The sequence below is a fragment of the Brevibacillus nitrificans genome, assembly GCF_003710965.1.
GTDB classification, from domain to species: domain Bacteria; phylum Bacillota; class Bacilli; order Brevibacillales; family Brevibacillaceae; genus Brevibacillus; species Brevibacillus centrosporus.
In genome coordinates, this window is the sequence record NZ_RHHU01000018.1 from 93,471 (window position 1) to 109,960 (window position 16,490).

At 52.1% G+C, this 16,490-nt stretch carries 10 protein-coding genes and 1 pseudogene; 5 read left to right on the forward strand and 6 right to left on the reverse strand.

Going from position 1 to position 16,490, the window contains the following annotated elements; translation table 11 throughout:
- Positions 1–13: 13 nt before the first annotated feature.
- The 4 genes from EDM59_RS26000 to EDM59_RS26015 are packed head-to-tail and all read right to left on the reverse strand — an operon-like array spanning position 14 to position 8,869.
- Positions 14–1,303 (reverse strand): vWA domain-containing protein, encoded by a 1,290-nt coding sequence (locus tag EDM59_RS26000; protein WP_122926330.1) that lies wholly within the window; start codon positions 1,301–1,303, stop codon positions 14–16.
- On the reverse strand, positions 1,300–3,648 hold the full coding sequence (locus EDM59_RS26005; protein ID WP_122926331.1) for a hypothetical protein: 2,349 nt from the start codon (positions 3,646–3,648) through the stop codon (positions 1,300–1,302). The genes EDM59_RS26000 and EDM59_RS26005 overlap by 4 nt, the downstream gene beginning before the upstream one ends.
- 30 nt (positions 3,649–3,678) lie before the next feature.
- On the reverse strand, positions 3,679–7,068 hold the full coding sequence (locus EDM59_RS26010) for a tubulin-like doman-containing protein (protein ID WP_122926332.1): 3,390 nt from the start codon (positions 7,066–7,068) through the stop codon (positions 3,679–3,681).
- A 13-nt stretch (positions 7,069–7,081) separates the two neighbouring features.
- Positions 7,082–8,869, reverse strand: coding sequence for a vWA domain-containing protein (locus EDM59_RS26015; RefSeq protein WP_122926333.1), 1,788 nt, complete (start codon positions 8,867–8,869; stop codon positions 7,082–7,084).
- Positions 8,870–9,059: 190 nt separating this feature from the next.
- Here EDM59_RS26015 and EDM59_RS31230 point away from each other — a divergent pair, with 190 nt between their 5' ends.
- The 4 genes and pseudogenes from EDM59_RS31230 to EDM59_RS26030 form a co-directional block, all read left to right on the forward strand.
- Positions 9,060–9,209 carry a hypothetical protein gene (locus tag EDM59_RS31230; protein WP_183193050.1) on the forward strand — a complete coding sequence of 50 codons (150 nt, stop codon included), beginning with the start codon at positions 9,060–9,062 and terminating at the stop codon, positions 9,207–9,209.
- Positions 9,206–10,141, forward strand: coding sequence for a hypothetical protein (locus EDM59_RS26020; RefSeq protein WP_122926334.1), 936 nt, complete (start codon positions 9,206–9,208; stop codon positions 10,139–10,141). Before EDM59_RS31230 ends, EDM59_RS26020 begins: the two co-directional genes overlap by 4 nt.
- 16 nt (positions 10,142–10,157) lie before the next feature.
- Positions 10,158–11,942: an SH3 domain-containing protein gene (locus EDM59_RS26025; RefSeq protein ID WP_183193051.1), complete on the forward strand. Its 1,785-nt coding sequence runs from the start codon at positions 10,158–10,160 to the stop codon at positions 11,940–11,942.
- Positions 11,943–12,075: 133 nt separating this feature from the next.
- Positions 12,076–12,345 (forward strand): annotated as a pseudogene (locus EDM59_RS26030) (LysE family translocator); the annotation flags it as partial.
- Between the two features lie 43 nt (positions 12,346–12,388).
- Here EDM59_RS26030 and EDM59_RS26035 read toward each other — a convergent pair.
- On the reverse strand, positions 12,389–13,312 hold the full coding sequence (locus EDM59_RS26035) for an esterase/lipase family protein (RefSeq protein WP_122926442.1): 924 nt from the start codon (positions 13,310–13,312) through the stop codon (positions 12,389–12,391).
- A gap of 372 nt (positions 13,313–13,684) precedes the next feature.
- Between EDM59_RS26035 and EDM59_RS26040 the strand changes: the two genes are divergently transcribed.
- Positions 13,685–15,334 carry a family 10 glycosylhydrolase gene (locus EDM59_RS26040; protein WP_122926337.1) on the forward strand — a complete coding sequence of 550 codons (1,650 nt, stop codon included), beginning with the start codon at positions 13,685–13,687 and terminating at the stop codon, positions 15,332–15,334.
- A gap of 72 nt (positions 15,335–15,406) precedes the next feature.
- On the opposite strand, the gene EDM59_RS26045 is transcribed toward EDM59_RS26040, so the two are convergent.
- Positions 15,407–16,348, reverse strand: a complete 942-nt coding sequence (locus EDM59_RS26045; protein WP_122926443.1) for an iron-hydroxamate ABC transporter substrate-binding protein — start codon at positions 16,346–16,348, stop codon at positions 15,407–15,409.
- Positions 16,349–16,490 lie beyond the last annotated feature (142 nt).

Sequence of the window (16,490 nt, forward strand, 5' to 3'; positions counted from 1 at the left end):
TCATGCTCCTACTCTACAGATCAAAGCGCTTGCTGGTACGATTTCCCGACTCCAGCAGCCTTGCCGACGAACGTTTTCCCTGACCGATGCGACTTTTGAACGATGTCTGCCCTCCGCTCGCCGAAGCCGGAATAAAAGCGGTGAACAACGTCATCACGACAGCCAGCAAAGCGCAGGCGAGCATACGCACGGTTGTATCCAGCCACTGTGTCGATGTAAGTGTCGACTCCAGCAGCAAACCTGCGAGAATTCCCGCTACCACTCCGCCAATCGCGAAGCTTTTTGCGAGATGACGGTTGTCAAAAATCAGGCCCAGCGCCAATCCGAGCAGGCCCCCGATGATCAGCATGCCAATAACGCGAATGATTGCAAAAAACGTGCTGTCCGCTGTTGCGCCTGTGCGTTCCGAGACCAGATTCCGGTCCTGGCGGCTCATGTCGTAGATTTGTCCAAAAATACCTGTTAGCTCTTCCGCATGGTCCACGTTAAAATACGTACCGCCCGTCTCCTCGGAAATACGTTTCAGCAGGTAGGTTCCATCAGCATCCACCTGACTCATGCCCACTGTGTGAATATGCATGCCGGCTTGCTTGTAAGGCTCCATCACCTTTTGCAGATCGACGTTGCTGTAGCCGTCCGACATAAGCACGACTGTGCTGTTCGGATTCAGCTGCCCCGCCGACTGGAGCTGATCCAGAGCGGCTTGCAGGGCCTCATCGATTTGTGTCCCTCCGCTAGGTCCGGGATAATTTTGCAGCTTGGCGATTACGGTGTCCTTGATGCTCTGATCCTTTAGCTGAACGAGAGGCTGCAGTACTTCTGCCCGGCTATTAAACGTGATCACACCGACTTGCATGTCGCTGTCCATTTTCCCGACAACATCAGCCGCTGCTTGAAACAGCTGATTGTTCGGATCGGTCTGCTTCATGCTATCGGACGTATCCAGCAGCATAACGATATTGTCCGTGCTGCTCGAGCGCTGATAGGAAAAGCCGTAAAGCAGCTGCAAAAGCATGGCAGCAACCCCTACCATGATCAAGGTGCTTGGCACCAGCATCTTCCATGAAGCGCCTACATAACGCTGCTTCCAGCCATGTCCGTTCAGACGAGGGGAGATCATTTCCGCCACCAGGCACATCAGCCCTACGAACAAAGCGAACTGTCCAAAATACAAACCCATCAAAAGCCATGGCGGAAGCTCTGCGGACAGCTGAGACAGGATCACTTCTCCCACGACAAAGCCAATCGCACCCCCGATCAGGCTGCACACGATCATCAGCAGGCTCAGCTTTCTTTGACTCATGACAATTCCTCCTTTCCTTGGCGGTGAAAGACGTATCCGTTATCCATGTAGGAAGAATGGTATTTCTTGTTGTTTCGGTAATACATCAAGTCTTCCAGGCCAAATCCACCCATCAGATTCATTTTTTCTATACCGCTCTTCCCGGCTTCGTGAATACAGCCTTGCTTGTAGGTTCTCGTGCCTTCCGTCTCCCGCAGCACGTACTGTACGAAATCGTTTTGAAGATCGGCAAACCAGTATTTCTCTTCGTACCGATGCTTTTGCAGGAAATGAAAGACCTCTACATGCACGGCTGCCCGCTCTTCGAGGACGAGAGATAAGTCTTGGAACAAGTCCTCTCTCGTCAGGACTGTCCGGTTGTCGTAGGCTGCCGCTACATTCGCTCTCGCCAGCAGCTCGGCCTCAAAAGACAGAGAAAACGGCGAGCGAGTCAAAATCTCCGTTCGGCAAAATGCGCAAAGGCGTTCAAGCAATCCCGATATTCCGTGCGTAAAGAGCAGCGCGCCGCTGCCGATATAGCGGTTGTCCAGATAAAACCCTTGGCCGCGCTGGGATTCCTGCGATCGGATCGTCTCTGTGACGACGGACTCGTAGTACTCGTCCATGTTCTTGCCCAAGTAGTCTGCTGCTTCCTTGACGCTTTTTTGGGCAATCGCTCTCAGCTGCTTTTGCAGCTCCTCCAGCTGCGCTACCTGCTCGCCGATTCGTTTATGGAGCTGCTTGGCTTGCTGCTCGTAGCCCAACAGGACCTGCAGCACAAGCTCCCGCTCCAGGATCTCCGCCTTTTTGTTATACACCTTGGCGAACAGATGGCGGACAAAGGTGCGTACGCGCTCTTTGTCCCTCGTGAAGAATCCCCCTACACGCAGCTCCTGCTGATCCACCCGCTCTTGGCAGATGTCGTCCAGCTCGGCTTTTGTCTGCTCCAGCTGTCTTTGCGTTTCCTTGATTCCTGTTCGCAGCTCATCGAGCAGATTGGCCCCACTCGCTGTTTCCAAAGTGAGCTGATACGCGGCATACAGTCCGTACCGCTCATCCTCGATGATTTCCTGCGATATCAGCTGTGCGAGTGACGACTTTTCCAGCAAGCTGTCCAGGTTTCGGCGAGCCAGCTGTGCGTAATGATGCTCAAAAAAGGACGGACTATTGCCATCAAATAAGGCCAGCTCTGCCTCCCGCAGGTTCATGCCAGACAGCTCACTGTAGCTGACTCCCGAGGTCATGAGTCCGTTCATTTCCGCCAAAATGTCATGGTCAGGAAAGGCTGCGCTTACGATCCGCTGCACATCATGCGCGGTCAACCCCAGCTTTTCACGGGCTTTTGTCTTCGGTAGACTGTCACCCTGCTGCAGACGCTCCCAGTAGCGGTCGAATACAGCAGCCAGTACAGTCAGCGCGATCGCGTGGGTAGGGCGCTTTACTTTGGAGAGTCCTGCTGACGCAAAGGTGGCTTGTCCGCTATCGACGGTAATACTGCGAATAAACTGCAGCTTGTTGTACCCTTCGCTGTTCTCATCTACGGCCGTCTCTGCCTCTTTGTTGTTCAGCAGTACCAGATTGCTGATCAGCTCATCGTTCTCAGAAAGCCCACCGTCCAAAAACAGACCATGCTCAGTCTTGTCACTGAGCAGGTAGGTGAGGGAAAAAAGCGGTGCTTGTGCATGCAGGGCAGGCAGCTTGATTCCATCCTCGGTGACCATCAGATTGGCCCCGTAGCGATAGTCGCTTCGCTGGAATCGATCGACCTCTTCCAAAAACTGAACGCCAAGTGCGGAGGAAAAGCCAAAGCCGTCGCCGCCGCTCTTTTCCTGCAGCAGCACGTACAGATCCGCCGAAACGTTTTTGAACATTTCCTGCAAATAGCTTTTGAGCAGCATCGTCAATTCCGGCAGCAGGATGTTGGCCGGATCATCCGAGCGAGTCACGACCGCAATGTTCACCTGTTGAAACGAAGCAAACAGCTTGCCCATCTCTGCGACGCGGATGCTGACCTGCTTCATGAACTTGTTGACGTCCATGATGAGCGACTCATCCTTCATGAACCGCTCAAACATGGAGGCACGCATCGTCTGTCTGTTTGCATCCAGCTTTGGCAGCTGGCAGCCGAAAACCTGTGGATGCTCCCACGTCTCCTCGCTGTACGCGTGGACGTAGAGAACTCCTTGGCTGTTTTGCCACTTTTGCTCATTGATTTCACAGACAGACTGCAGAGCCTGCCTGCTTTTGTCCCCGATGAAGAGGAACAGCACGGGATTTTGAATGCTTCGCTGTCCGTGTCCGCGATCCAGTTGTCCTTCCAAATCCGTAACGTATTCGGTTGCGAATTGCTCCATCAAATCCTTCATGCTTATCCCCCGCCAATCCGTCATTCTTCTTTATTGCAGCGTTTTGCGCATATCGTTTACTTTTGCCCACACTTTTTTGTAAAAGCGGTACAGCTCTTCGCCGTTTACGAACTCATCGCGATCGTACTCCAGATCGTTTTTGGTACCCTGGAAGGCGGCTGCGATCTCGTCGAGGCTGCTAATCAGAGCTGCTGTATCCTCAGAGGCTGTCATCGCATCGCTGCGTCTCGTCGCTTTCCGATTGAGCAAGGCCATCTTTTTCGCATCGAGGGCACGGAATTGCTCGTAGAGAGCGTACTCCACATGCTTGTTCACCTTCATGAGATTGAGGAACGGGTCCCATGCCTCTTCTTCCTCATCCTTGTCGTAGACGTAGAGCGCACCTTTTTTGCAGATCGTACCCGTGTACAGCGCCTCGATGAAGCGTGTCACCAGCTCTTCTTCTCCTTGGATCGCGCCCATCAATTGGTCCAGCTCCGCGATCTTCTGCTCGATCTCTTCGTATTTGCGCACTTCCTCTTGCATCAGACGGATCAGCTCTGGATAGCGAATCAGATTTTCCTTTGCCATATCCTCGTTGATGCTGCCGAAAATATCGCGCGTGAGTTCGCGCTCCAGACCTTCCTTCATGAAGCCTTTCAGCTCGAGGAGAAGGCGCTTCATTTCACCTGGATTGAGCTTTGCGCTGTCTTTTGGCAGCTGCTGTGCCTCCAGATAAGACGCGATGCTGAAAGGTTTGGTGATGATGCACTCGTAGCGGCTGCTCGTTTTGCTGTCGCTGCCTTTTTCCCGGATGCTGCCGAAGCCTTGCGCCCGATCGAACAGACGGCGGACACCTGCATTGTACGCTTTGATCCGATTGTTTTCGTACGTATCTCCCCACGATTTCTCAGGAATGGGGGACGGCAGGTACGCCCAGTTGTTCTTCTCGGTCTGCACGAGGTGACGACCAATCCCTTCGCGTTCCAGAATGGTGCGCTCGTAGCTTTCTTCGTACACCTTCAGCGGCGTATAGACAAACAGGGGAATCCCGTTCTTGGTGTTGAGCCAGAAGATGCGGTTTTTGACTTCGCTCTCTTTCACCGTAAAGCGGGAGCCGCTGATCGCTGTATCCTGATAGTTTTTGATCCCTTTGAGAATCGCCGGTGCTTTCAACGGCACCGAGACGAAGCCCCAGGAAGGGAAGTGCATGTTGCCGAGGTTGTTGCTCAGGTGAAAGACAGGAATCGCCTCGTCATCCAGCTTGCTCGCAATCTTGCGCTCTACGATACGGTCCAGCGTCTCGTCCTGACCGTACTTGATCACCAGGAAATCCTCCATGGACTTGGTGATCAGCTCTCCGAATTTCTCCGAAAGGAAGTCTGAGATCGAGCTGACGATATCCAGCTCCTGCTCCTTGACCCATTGGTCGGAGCGCTCCAGCAGCTCGCTCGTGAAATCGCGGATCAGGTCGTCGGCGTCCTTTTGCTCCAGGATGTTTCCGATGACCTTGGCGATGTCCGGCACGTTTACGATGTTCCAGTAATACGTTTTGTTGCCGGTGCGATCGCTCTCTTCTCCGCCATTGATCAGAATGTCACCGTTCTTTTCAAAGATTTGATTGAGCGTATTCAGCACTTCCGTAAACACGCTGTAGATCCGGTTATTTTCCGCATTGAGCAATCGGTGCAGCTCTTCGTAGAACTCGATCATCTGCTCCAGCTTCTCCTGATCAGCCAGGAGCTGGTATTCGCCTATTTTCGCATCGATGTAGATGTTTTTCTTTTTCTCTTTGGAGATGAAGGCGCTGCGGGCATCCCCCAGCTTTTCCTGGGCTGTCTCGCGCGCTCCCTCGATCTCACGCGGGAAGCTTTCCAGATTCGCTTTCAGGCTCTCTACGTAAGACAAAATCATCTTCATCAGGCAGAAGCCTTTGTCCGATTGAATCAGACGAGATGCGTAGAAAGGGCCTTGCTCGGGATGCAGGAACACCCGCTTGATCATATCGCCGAATACCGCGATCAGCTCACCCGGCAGCTGCTTTTTGGACTTGATGTACTGCTCTCTCGCTTTTGCCAGATAGCCTTGCTCCAGCTCGTGGTCGACGCTCACGACCTGCTGGCTGATGACGTTGCTGTAGCTCATGCGCTCGCTGTTTTCATAGCCTGGCAACGGCTCTGGCACGCGCTCCTCAAACTTGCGGGAGATCGAGTCGATATCGATGCCGAGCTTGCGGGCGAATTTCTCCGCGTCCTCCTGCGTAGGCGCCACGGTGAACATCTTCTCCATCTTTTTAAACAGGCGATAAGCCAGATAGGTCGTCATTTCCTCGATCGGCAGCACCGCAGAGGAGGCCCCGATCACGTTGTACTGGTAGTTGGCCGCGTACGCCTTTGGCATCTGGTTGATGTTCGTACGGATGTTGCTGATATAGTCATGGATCGCAAATTCTTCGCCGGAGCGCTTTTCCTCACTCGCCATGAAGTTCGTGATATTCTCTGCCGTCACGTTCATGCAGTAATCGTAGGCGTTTTCCAGCGCTTTGCCTTCCAGATTGGTGGCGGAGATCAGATGGCACAGGTTGAACGGCGGCATCGGCGATTGCACATTCAGCACGCTGCCGTACTGCTGACGGAAGCGCTCATTACGCTCGTCTGCGTTCATCCAGTAATCCAGTTCTTTCAGCGCCGCATAGCCGTTTTTCATGATGTAGTCGCGCGTATGGGAGCTGAGGCTCTTGTTGGACAGATTCACGTCTGGCGTGAACAGATAGCCCAGTGTATTCACCTTGTCAACACCTGCGCTGCCAAAGTCGCGTTCCAAAATCCCGCGAACAATGTAGGCGATGTCGAGGAAGCAGCCGCTGCCCGTCCCACCGGATAGTCCGCTCAACAGAAAGACGGTCAGCTTCTTGTTGGTGCCTTCGCACAGCATTTTGATCTTTTTCTCAATGGTTTGAACGACCTGGGTGATCTTCGTAAACAGGAGCAAACGGCCTGCCTGTCTCACACCGGATGCCCCGCTGATCCCATCCGTGATCGTCAGCTCTGGAGAAAGCCACTCCGTGATGTACGGCTCGAGAATACTCCGGTTTTGCAGCACGCCCCCGATCTCGGGATTGGAAAGCAGGACAAACTCGGTTACCGGGTCGAGCCCGATGCCCTTGTACTTTTTGTTGCGGTCGTGCTCGTTGGTCTCAAACGCGATGAACTCGATGTTGTCCGGCTTTTCCTTGCGCTTTTTGGAAAGATGGTCCACTGGGAGTTTGAAGCGTCGGTTTACTTGATATTTCAGGCGCAACAGCGCGTCGATGCCTGTCCCACCCAAGCCGATCACGAGCATCGGATTGTCGATAGTGTCTACCCGAATCTTGTCGCTGACGATTCCTCCGCCAAGCGATACGTCCAACTGCTGAATATGCTCTCTTACTACTGCTTTCATATTGGATCCACTCCTAGACGATGTAGTCTACAAAAACGGACTTATTGACACTGGTCAGTGAAATCTTGATGCGATCATTTTTCTTCAGTTCTTTACCTTGGCTCATATCGAGGACGCGTCCAGCCTTCTCAATTCGGCAGCTCGAACGGTTCTCGATGATCAGCGTATCGTTTTTGCCTGGCAAAAGGATGACTTTGTCCGTCTCCTGAAACTCTGGTGCCAGCTGCAGCAACTGATGGAGACGGACCTTGCCTTTGAAGCTGCTGAGCTTTTTGTACTGCGGGTTGGATTTGTCACCCGTGTCCTCATCCACGATCTCGATCGCTACTTGCCCCGCAAAGCCTTTGTTCGCTTTGCGATAGAGGGAGAGGGCGTACAGGGCTCCTGCTGCCACGATCAGGAGAAGGACTGCTCCACCTGCAACCATCAGCCACGGGAACGGCTTTTCAGCGGCATCTGCTCCCGTCGTCGGCTGCCCGGAAGTAGTACCTGCTCCTGCCGCCGAAGAGGCATCGACGAGAAGAGGCGGTGTCTCCCGATAAAAACTAGCGTCCTCCGCTTTGATTTTCAATTCGTACGCATGATCGGCAGGAATCTTGAAGCTTCCTTCAAAGCCGCTGCCCGTATTGGTCAAAGGCGCTTCGCTTGTTTTCTGATCGGTTTTGTCCGTGATGATCAAAGTCCCTTTCATCTGCTTGTACAAATCGGGACTGTTTACTTTTTGTCCATTGCTTACCAAAGCTGCTTTTACAGGTACCACGTCGCCCGCTTGGAAAGACTGGTTCTTGAGCGGCTCCATCTCCAGCTGCAGGTCGTAGTTGTAGATCATGTTGATGTCGATCTTTTCTTTGGGCACTCCTTTTACCTGGAGCGACCAATCGCCCTGTTGGGGTTTTATCAGCTTGAGCATCGTATACGCGCTCGAACGGGAGAGGCGAACATCGTTAGACGGGATCGCCACCTCTTTGCCCGCCGGATCGAACAATTTCAACTCAACTGATTTTTGCGACATGATGGAGATGTTTGCCTCCAGCACGTTCGCATTCGGGATGTTGATCGGCACCTCCTGGATTTGACCGTTGGACGTGAAGCTTTTGATCGGCACGACCTTTAGCTTGAGATGGTTGGCAAAAATCTCGCTTAAGATCGCAGGCAGCTTGTCCGCTGTACTCGTTTCGAAAAACTTTCCTTTCGTCTGTGTCGCGATCTGCTGCAGGGTCGTCCGGTTCAGCTGCCCATCCGCGTTCAGACCAATCGTATAGATCGGATAGCCTTTGCTCTGTGCGGCTTTTACTGCATCCTGCAGCCGCTTGTCTGATTGGGCCTGTGAACCTCCTGCCGCTTCATTCAAATAGTTGTTGCCGTCTGCGAGAAGCACGATGATCGGCGCGTTTGCCGGATCATGACCCGCATCGAGAATTTTCACGGCTTCGGTGACACCGACAGAAATATCCGTGTAGGCTCCCTTTTGCAGGCTGTCGATGAATGATTTGATGTCGTTCTTGTCTTGCTCGGAATTCACCTCGATCAGTGCCTTTTCACGCTCGATTTTGTCGGTATAGGAGATGATTCCAATTTTGTTCTTCCGGGTCGACGTCATGTCCACGAACATTTTCATCGCTTCGTTGCTTACCTTGTTTTTATCGCTTTGGGTCATGGAGTTGCTGACGTCCACGACTAGCACGGCATCCATGTTGCTTGCGCTGGTTTGTGCAAAGCTCATTTGTGTCCCCGTCAGGACGAAGACCAGCAGCAGTGCTGTACAAACGACGTATCGACACAACACGCTGAAACGTATCATTCTTTAGAACCTCCGCTGTACACAGTATTTGCGAACTATTGCAAAGAAAGGTAGACTATGACACTATTACCACTATTTTCAGAGGTAGCAGTAGCCAAAAAGACATGTATGATTGCCTCTATCACGTAATACGATACAACCCGTTTCTTTGTTACAGATTTCGACACTATCCATTTTTAGGAGAGAAATTATGGTATCCTACTTCCTTCTCGCTGCAGCTTTTGTCCTACTCGCGGTTCGTTTTGCCAAGCTGCTTCGGTTGAAGCGGCGTAATCTCTCAGCAAGGGAAATCGATCAGCATTTGCACGCCTTGCTGAATGAAAAGAGGGAACGCCCATGAGGAAAAAAATCGGGGTCCTGTTCCGGAAAACCCAGAAAACAGCCTACACCTTTGAACTCCTGAAAGCGTGCAAGCACTGCCATACGTATCACGTTTTGTGGGACACGCACTGTGAGGAATGCGGGCGTGAATACCAGCCCATTCGCAAGCTGTCTGCCTCAGTTACTCGCCGCTATGTGCAGACGCGCTTTTTACTCTTGGTCCTGTTCGTCTGTCTGGCGATCCTCTGTGCCAAAACCCTCTCGCAGATTTTGATTGCTGGCGGTGTAGGGATCTTGCTGTTTGCCCTTTTTTACTGGATGCAAAAAAAATACGGCTCCTATGAAAGAGACGCTCAGTTTCTTCCTTTCCTTTCGCAAGAGCAGGACGCGATCAAGAAATCGCTCGTGCATCATCTCGAGGAGATCGGTGCGGATGTGAAAGCCGAGCGCTATAAGGAAGCGTACGAAAAGATACGTGAGATCGGGCATTTCATCCACTCGGATACGATCAAAATCCGCAAGATCATGTTTCTCAACCACTTTATCCTGCGCAAGGACATGGAGCTGGAGTTGGAGACGGTCACCCCCTCCACCTATGACAAAGATTTCGTCGAGTATTTGCGCGAAGTGATCAAGGTCCAGCCGTCGCTCGTCAAAAAGTCGGTGCTCGACTACGCCAGACGATACAAGGCTTACATCCTTTTGCAGGAAAACGGCGAGCAGCTGATGGGACAAATCGCAGGGGCAGCTCTTCGCATGAGGCCGTACATCGATCAGTATCAGGACCTGATCATCGAGTTCATCGACTTCATCCCTCGCGATCGTTTTCTGCGTCTCGCCAAATTGGTGCACACCCATCGCCACGAAGGCTGGGAGCTGCTGTATGCGGCAACGAAAAAGCGCGTAGATGCACAGTACGCTTTTGACCCCGACTTTGCCGGTATCTCGTAAAGGAGCGCGAAGCCATATGATTTCCTCCTATCAAAAATCGCTTTGGTCTCGCAATCTGATGCTGGTGCTCGTCGTGGCTGCCGTCATCGGCGTCGCGCTGAAAATCGGGTGGAGCCTGCAAAAAATCAAGCTGTATGATCAGGCATTCGCTTACTACGAAGCCAAGGACCTGGTTAAAGCAGAAGAAACCTTCGCAAAAGCAAATGATCATGCTGGCATCGAGTACGGGGATGAGGCGTGGACTACACAGATGTCGGGTCTGACGGACATTCGAGAAGAGCTGGAATCCCTCTCCAGGCAGGCTCAGACCGCGATCAAGGACAACCGGGAAGAAGAGGTTCTCCAAGCCTATCGCAGCTATCAATCCTTCAAACGGGAGGTAGAAGGGCGACAGGAAGCGCAGACCGCCACCTTTTTTCAGACGATCTCTACTCGGCTTGGCCTGGAAAAGGGCTGGAGTGCGTACTACCAGCAAGCAATCCAGCATGCGAAAGCTCAAATGCAGTCCTTGCAGGTCAGCGATCAGCAAGCCTTGATCCATACGCTCGTCCTCGTTCCTGATGAATTTTTCGGAGGCACGGAAAAGAAGGCGCAAGAGCTCGAAGCACTCTTCCGCCGCTATGAAACAGCCAAGCTTCAAGAACGGGCGGATTCGCTCTCGTTTCTGGATGTCATCACGCAAACCGCCAAGAGCATCGAGCTGTACAGACAGGAGGGAATATCCTCCGATTGGCTCCAAAAGCAGCTCGAACGCTATGCCAAAGGGGAAATTGGGCGAGTCATCAGGCAAAACGACCTGCCAGGCTTTGTCGCCATGGCAAAGGCGTACCGGCAAATCCAAAATGTACTGCCGGATAAATCGGAGGTTTTGGCGACGATCGAGACTCATTTGCAGAGCCTGATCGAGCAAGCGGAGAAATACGCCAAGCAGCATAAATTCACGAAAGCCACAGACCTGTACCAGGAGCTCAGCGGTTTATTGGACACCTCTTCACTGCTGGCTGGAGTGGACGAGCTTTGGACGCAGTTTGACCCCTCTCGTCTCCTGCAGCAAAAATACCCGGATCAAGCGTTCGATCCGGTTCTCACAGGCAGCGACCACTGGGGCGCGAAGACCTATGCGATCGGCGTCGATCAGAAGGAGCACCGCATCTATTTTGCAGCAAAGCTCTCGGAGAACGAGGCTCCCGTATCCTTCGATCTGGCCTTGGACATCGATACAGACTTTACCCTTACGCTCTCCAAGCTGGAGGATGATCGGGAAAGCCCCGTCCTCCTCGTTCAATCAGTAGGGAAGGAGCGCGCTTACGTATATACAGGTCTCGTTCCGCAGCTATCCAAAAACAGTTTCGATACGCGATTCGTCATCGAAGCGGATGACTTGACCGTAGAAGATGCCGCGCAGGTCATTGTGAAGAATGCTGTAGGAGCGGGCGAGAACGAGTTGGCTTCGTTTGAATTAGGCAGAAAAGGCTTGGAGTATGTGGAAAAGCTGGAGGATCTTCAGCCGGAATCCGAAGAGGCAGCAGATCCCGCCTTGCCCTCTGCGTCTGAGGAAGAAGGGGACTCTCAAAACGGGCGAGGCAACTCCATTATAGAGGTGCCTGGCAACTCCACTATAGAGGAGCCTGACAACACATCTGTAGACGTTCATGCGGGTCCTGGAAAGGAATATGCCGTCATTGGTCAAGTCTCTTTGGACGGTTCCATTCAGGTAATCACCGATTTGGATGGCTGGTATCAAATTCAGTTTGACGGCAAGGAAGGATGGATACAGACTCCAAAGCCGGATCCCTCATAGTTAAAAAGCTTCCGCTGCCTTTGCAAGCTTGCGGAAGCTTTTTTGTTTTTCATTATTGTTGAAGTTGTTCAATAAAAGGGCTATACTCGTTTCTTTGTTAAACAAGAGCAGAAGAGGGTGAAATCATGTTTGCCTGACCAATCCCAAGGTAGCGTTATTCTTCCTTGCCTTCCTTCCACAGTTTGTGAGCACTACCCATAGTGGACCTTTGCCCTTTATTATCTTGGGACTGACCTTTACATTAACGGGTGGAGTTTGGTGTATGCTCTTGGCTATCAGTTCGTCCTTGGCAACAGACAAGCTGCGCAAAAACCCTAAGGTCTCTTCCCTGCTGAATAAACTAACCGGAATTATTTTCATTGGAATGGGGCTCAATTTGATTCGTGCGAAAGCAACCCCTTAAAAAAACCAAAAGCTTCAGTAGAAAGAAGGGCCCCCCTTTCATCCTACTGAAGCTTGTATTTTATAATGGCCTCACTCTTCGTCAGGATATCGAGATGGTTGGCCTCTACCACGTATTTCTCCCCGTGCAGGGCAAAGACGCTATCCATCATCACGTTCCCGTCTCCCATATCGCTGTGGATCGCCCCCACGACACGTCCGTCGACCCATTTTACCGGGGAGAGGGACGGCACCGTTTTGAGGTAATGAACGGTATTTTGGCCAATTCCGGCAACGAGCGTGACAGGAATGCCTCTGGCGGGAATGATGTGCATCTGTTCATTTAATTCATCCAGCACTCTGTTTTTGACGAGCAAGGAGTCGTACGGGACGAACATTTCGATTCCGTCCCTTCTCTCCAGCAAATAGTCCCCGTACGCGCGGGCAGGCACGAGATCGAGCAGACTGGGGAAATTGCGATGGATCGCCTCGATCTTGTTGCGGGGCAGACCACGCTCCAAATACGCCAGATACACCGTCATGTACAGCTCCACCACGTTCTTTGTCGGGGCAACGGATTGGGGCAGCTTTCCACCAGCCCAGTAGCAATAGCTGACCGGAGACCCCGCATTCGGCGTAGCTAAAATAATCATCTGCGCGACATCGTTTTGATACGCATCGCTTTGCACGTAGGCACGCCCCACAAGTCCGCCCATGCTATGACAAATCAAATGGACCATGCCAAATCCCGTTTCCTGCTTTGCCCAAGCGATCGTCTGCATGAGGTACTCGGCCGTATAGGCGATAGGCTGTCTCCAGTCGTAAAAAGCGATGAACAGTTCTTTCCCCATACGATAGCCCATGCTCTCCAAGAGCTGCATCATCGGCTCGTAGGCTGTTTTCGCCAAACCAAAATTCCAATCCCCTGTTCCGGGCACAATCTGATCACTCATGGAACCAAACAAGCCAGGAACAAAAACAATCGGCATCTTTTGCGTGTGGAGGTAGACCACGTTTCCCTTCCTCTCTTTGCCTGCGTGGAAAAATCGCTATGTCTTTGCCTATTCCGGTTTGGCTTGGATGGTTCCGAGCTGTTGTCAGCCCTAGCAGAAATCTATGAAAATGATCCAAATGTCCCCTCACTCTATCGAAACAAAGCGCTATAATTAACGTCTAACGTTACAGAATCTCGAAACGGTTTGAAACGTTTCCTTTTGGATAAGCAAACCTCTATCGAGGCCTGTTCAAGGAGGAGCGACCGCGTTTTAGCGGAAAGTTTCCATGCGCTCCGGAATTCATAATCGTAAACGCTTATAAATTCCTACACGTTGAAAAACATTACTTGTCGGAGGATTGGCAAAATGAAGTTGCGCAAGTGGTTTACGCTTTTGCTCATGTTCGTCCTGTGCATACCCGCGATGGGCCTATCCGTGCAGGCACAATCAACACCCGAGATCAGCATTTACTTAGACGGACAGCAGGTCAAAAGTGACGTCGCTCCCTACATACTTCCCAACGTAAACGTCACGATGGTGCCCCTGCGGGTAATCAGCGAAAGTCTGGGCGCCGAAGTCTACTGGGATCAAAACAAGCAAACCGCGACGATCTTAAAAGCTGACACCGTTCTGTCCATGACGGTCAACCAAGCATACGCACTCGTCAACGATGGAAGCGTACCGCTGGATGCTTCCGCACAAAACAAACAAGGCCGCGTCATGGTCCCCCTCCGCTTTGTTTCCGAGCAGCTTGGTCTCAAAGTCAGCTGGGAGCAGTCGACGCGAACCATTACCTTGCGCACGGACACAATCGACATCGATGCACCTGCCAACGAGGAGATCGACATCCCCATAACTGATCAAGAACCTGAACCTGAACCTGTTCCGGTTCCTGTTCCGACTACACCTGTCGATACGGGAGGCTCCATGCGCGGTGTTTGGATCTCTACGGTTTTCAATCTCGACTGGCCGTCCACCGGCTCTTACAACAATCAGACCAAACAGCAGCAGGAGTACGTTCAGCTGCTCGATGAACTGCAAGGCATGGGCATGAACACCGTATTTGTGCAGGTACGCCCTTCGGCAGATGCGCTGTATCCGTCCTCCCTCGTTCCTTGGTCAAAAGTTTTGACGGGTACACAAGGCAAAAATCCGGGATACGATCCGCTCGCGTTCATGATTGAAGAAACACATAGACGCGGCATGGAGTTCCACGCCTGGTTCAACCCGTTCCGCGCCAATACAGACGCCAAGACGGATCAGCTCGCCGCCAATCATGTCGTGAAGCAGCATCCAGACTGGATCGTCAATTCCAGCAGCAAGCTGTACATCAATCCAGGGATTCCGCAGGCGCGCCAGCAGATCATCAAGGAAATCATGGAAGTGGTCTCACGCTACGACATCGATGGTGTCCACCTGGATGACTACTTCTATCCATCCAGCGGCACCTTTAACGACGATGCTACCTATAAAACCTACAACAGTAAAAAAATCGCGAACAAAGCCGACTGGCGCCGCGACAACATCAACCAGTTTGTCCAGCAGCTGAACGCATCGATCAAAAGCGCGAAGCCAGGTGTACAGTTCGGTATCAGTCCGTTTGGTGTGTGGCGGAACATAGCCGTCGATCCAACCGGTTCCGATACAAAAGCGGGTGTCACCGCGTACGACAACATGTATGCAGACGTGCGGACTTGGATCAAACAAGGCTGGCTGGACTACGTGACTCCGCAAATTTACTGGAGTATGTCCTTTGCACCAGCTCAATACGACAAGCTCGTCACCTGGTGGTCCGACGAGGTACGCGGTACGAACGTGAAGCTCTACATCGGCCACTCTCCTTACAAGCTGGGAACCGCTGAGGCTGGCTGGCAAAATGCACAGGAGATCATCAACCAGCTCGATTACAACGCTCTTCATCCAGAAGTGCAGGGCAGCATCTTCTTCAGTGCCAAAGACTTGCGGAAAAACCCGCTCGGTCTGATACAGGCGCTCAGCAGCTACTACAGCCGCTAGGTTAGATCACAGCAAAAACCCCCGAGCAGGAGCAGCGTACAATCGCTGTCAGGCCCGGGGGTTTCCTGTTGTTTAGTTTTGCGTCAGTTTTTCTACAATAAAGTCGAGCTGCGCCTCTAGCGAGATCGGGTCGTTAAAGTAAGAGCCGTCGCGGTCGAGCTGGTATACTTGATTGTTTTTCACAGCGGAAAGCGACTTCCAAATATTGGAGCCATATACGCTTTCCGGATCGGCTTCATCTCCGGACCAGGCGCTCGTGAAAATGTAATCGCCAGCGAAGTCCGGCAATGTTTCCAGCGATACTTCCGCCCACCCCGTACCGCTGTCAATGGCAGCCTTTTGCGTTGAGGCAGGAGCCTTCAACTGGAACTCGCCGTAAATAATTTCCCCGCCTCTGCCGTAGTTGTGTCCGAAGGCATAGATTCCTTTGGCGTAAGGCTGCAGGATGGCGACCGTTTTCTCTCCTACCGCTGCCTGTACTTTCGGCTTCAGAGCAGCAATCTTTTTGTCCCATTCAGCAATCCACTCTTTGGCTTTATCTTCTCTGCCCGTCATTTTGCCAAACTCAAGCAGTTGATCGCGGAACGATTTGGTGCCGTAAGGAATAGCAACTGTCGGCGCGATTTTGGAGAACTCCGAAAGATTTTTGTCAGCTTCAAACACGACGATCAAGTCTGGATTCATGCTGAGAACTTTCTCTACAGAGGAGCCGTCGCCAACGCTTTCGATGCCGTCCAGCTTCCCTTTCATGTACGGGTTTTTCATGACATGGTCCGTAATCCCAATCGGCTTGATGCCCAAAGCGAGAAAATCTCCGACGTAGCTGTCTGCGAGCACGACCACCCGTTTCAGGTCTTTCGGGATTTTCACCTCTCCGTTTTGCGCCTGGTAGGTGATAAACTCGCTGCTGCCCTCGGTTTGGGCTGGAGCAGCCTGTTGCTCTTGCGCCGGTTGGGTAGCCTGATTGGCCGGGGCTTGTCCGCAGCCCGACAAAATCCCTGCAAGAACCAGCATCAATGCCAGTAAGATGACTTGGTACGATCTTAATTTGTGCAAAATATATCTCCTCCAAATTAAACAATAATGATAATCATTATCAATAAATGTTATCACAAATTGCCGTTTATGCCAACCATTCTGCACCCTGCTTCGCCCA

What these genes read in the sequence shown, in the direction of transcription:
- EDM59_RS26040 (WP_122926337.1), top strand. Translation starts at nt 13,685, where the DNA reads ATGAAGTTGCGCAAGTGGTTTACGCTTTTGCTCATGTTCGTCCTGTGC.
- EDM59_RS26020 (WP_122926334.1), top strand. Translation starts at nt 9,206, where the DNA reads ATGAGGAAAAAAATCGGGGTCCTGTTCCGGAAAACCCAGAAAACAGCC.
- EDM59_RS26045 (WP_122926443.1), bottom strand. Translation starts at nt 16,348, where the DNA reads ATGCTGGTTCTTGCAGGGATTTTGTCGGGCTGCGGACAAGCCCCGGCC.
- EDM59_RS26010 (WP_122926332.1), bottom strand. Translation starts at nt 7,068, where the DNA reads ATGAAAGCAGTAGTAAGAGAGCATATTCAGCAGTTGGACGTATCGCTT.
- EDM59_RS26005 (WP_122926331.1), bottom strand. Translation starts at nt 3,648, where the DNA reads ATGAAGGATTTGATGGAGCAATTCGCAACCGAATACGTTACGGATTTG.
- EDM59_RS31230 (WP_183193050.1), top strand. Translation starts at nt 9,060, where the DNA reads ATGGTATCCTACTTCCTTCTCGCTGCAGCTTTTGTCCTACTCGCGGTT.
- EDM59_RS26025 (WP_183193051.1), top strand. Translation starts at nt 10,158, where the DNA reads ATGATTTCCTCCTATCAAAAATCGCTTTGGTCTCGCAATCTGATGCTG.
- EDM59_RS26000 (WP_122926330.1), bottom strand. Translation starts at nt 1,303, where the DNA reads ATGAGTCAAAGAAAGCTGAGCCTGCTGATGATCGTGTGCAGCCTGATC.
- EDM59_RS26035 (WP_122926442.1), bottom strand. Translation starts at nt 13,312, where the DNA reads ATGCCGATTGTTTTTGTTCCTGGCTTGTTTGGTTCCATGAGTGATCAG.
- EDM59_RS26015 (WP_122926333.1), bottom strand. Translation starts at nt 8,869, where the DNA reads ATGATACGTTTCAGCGTGTTGTGTCGATACGTCGTTTGTACAGCACTG.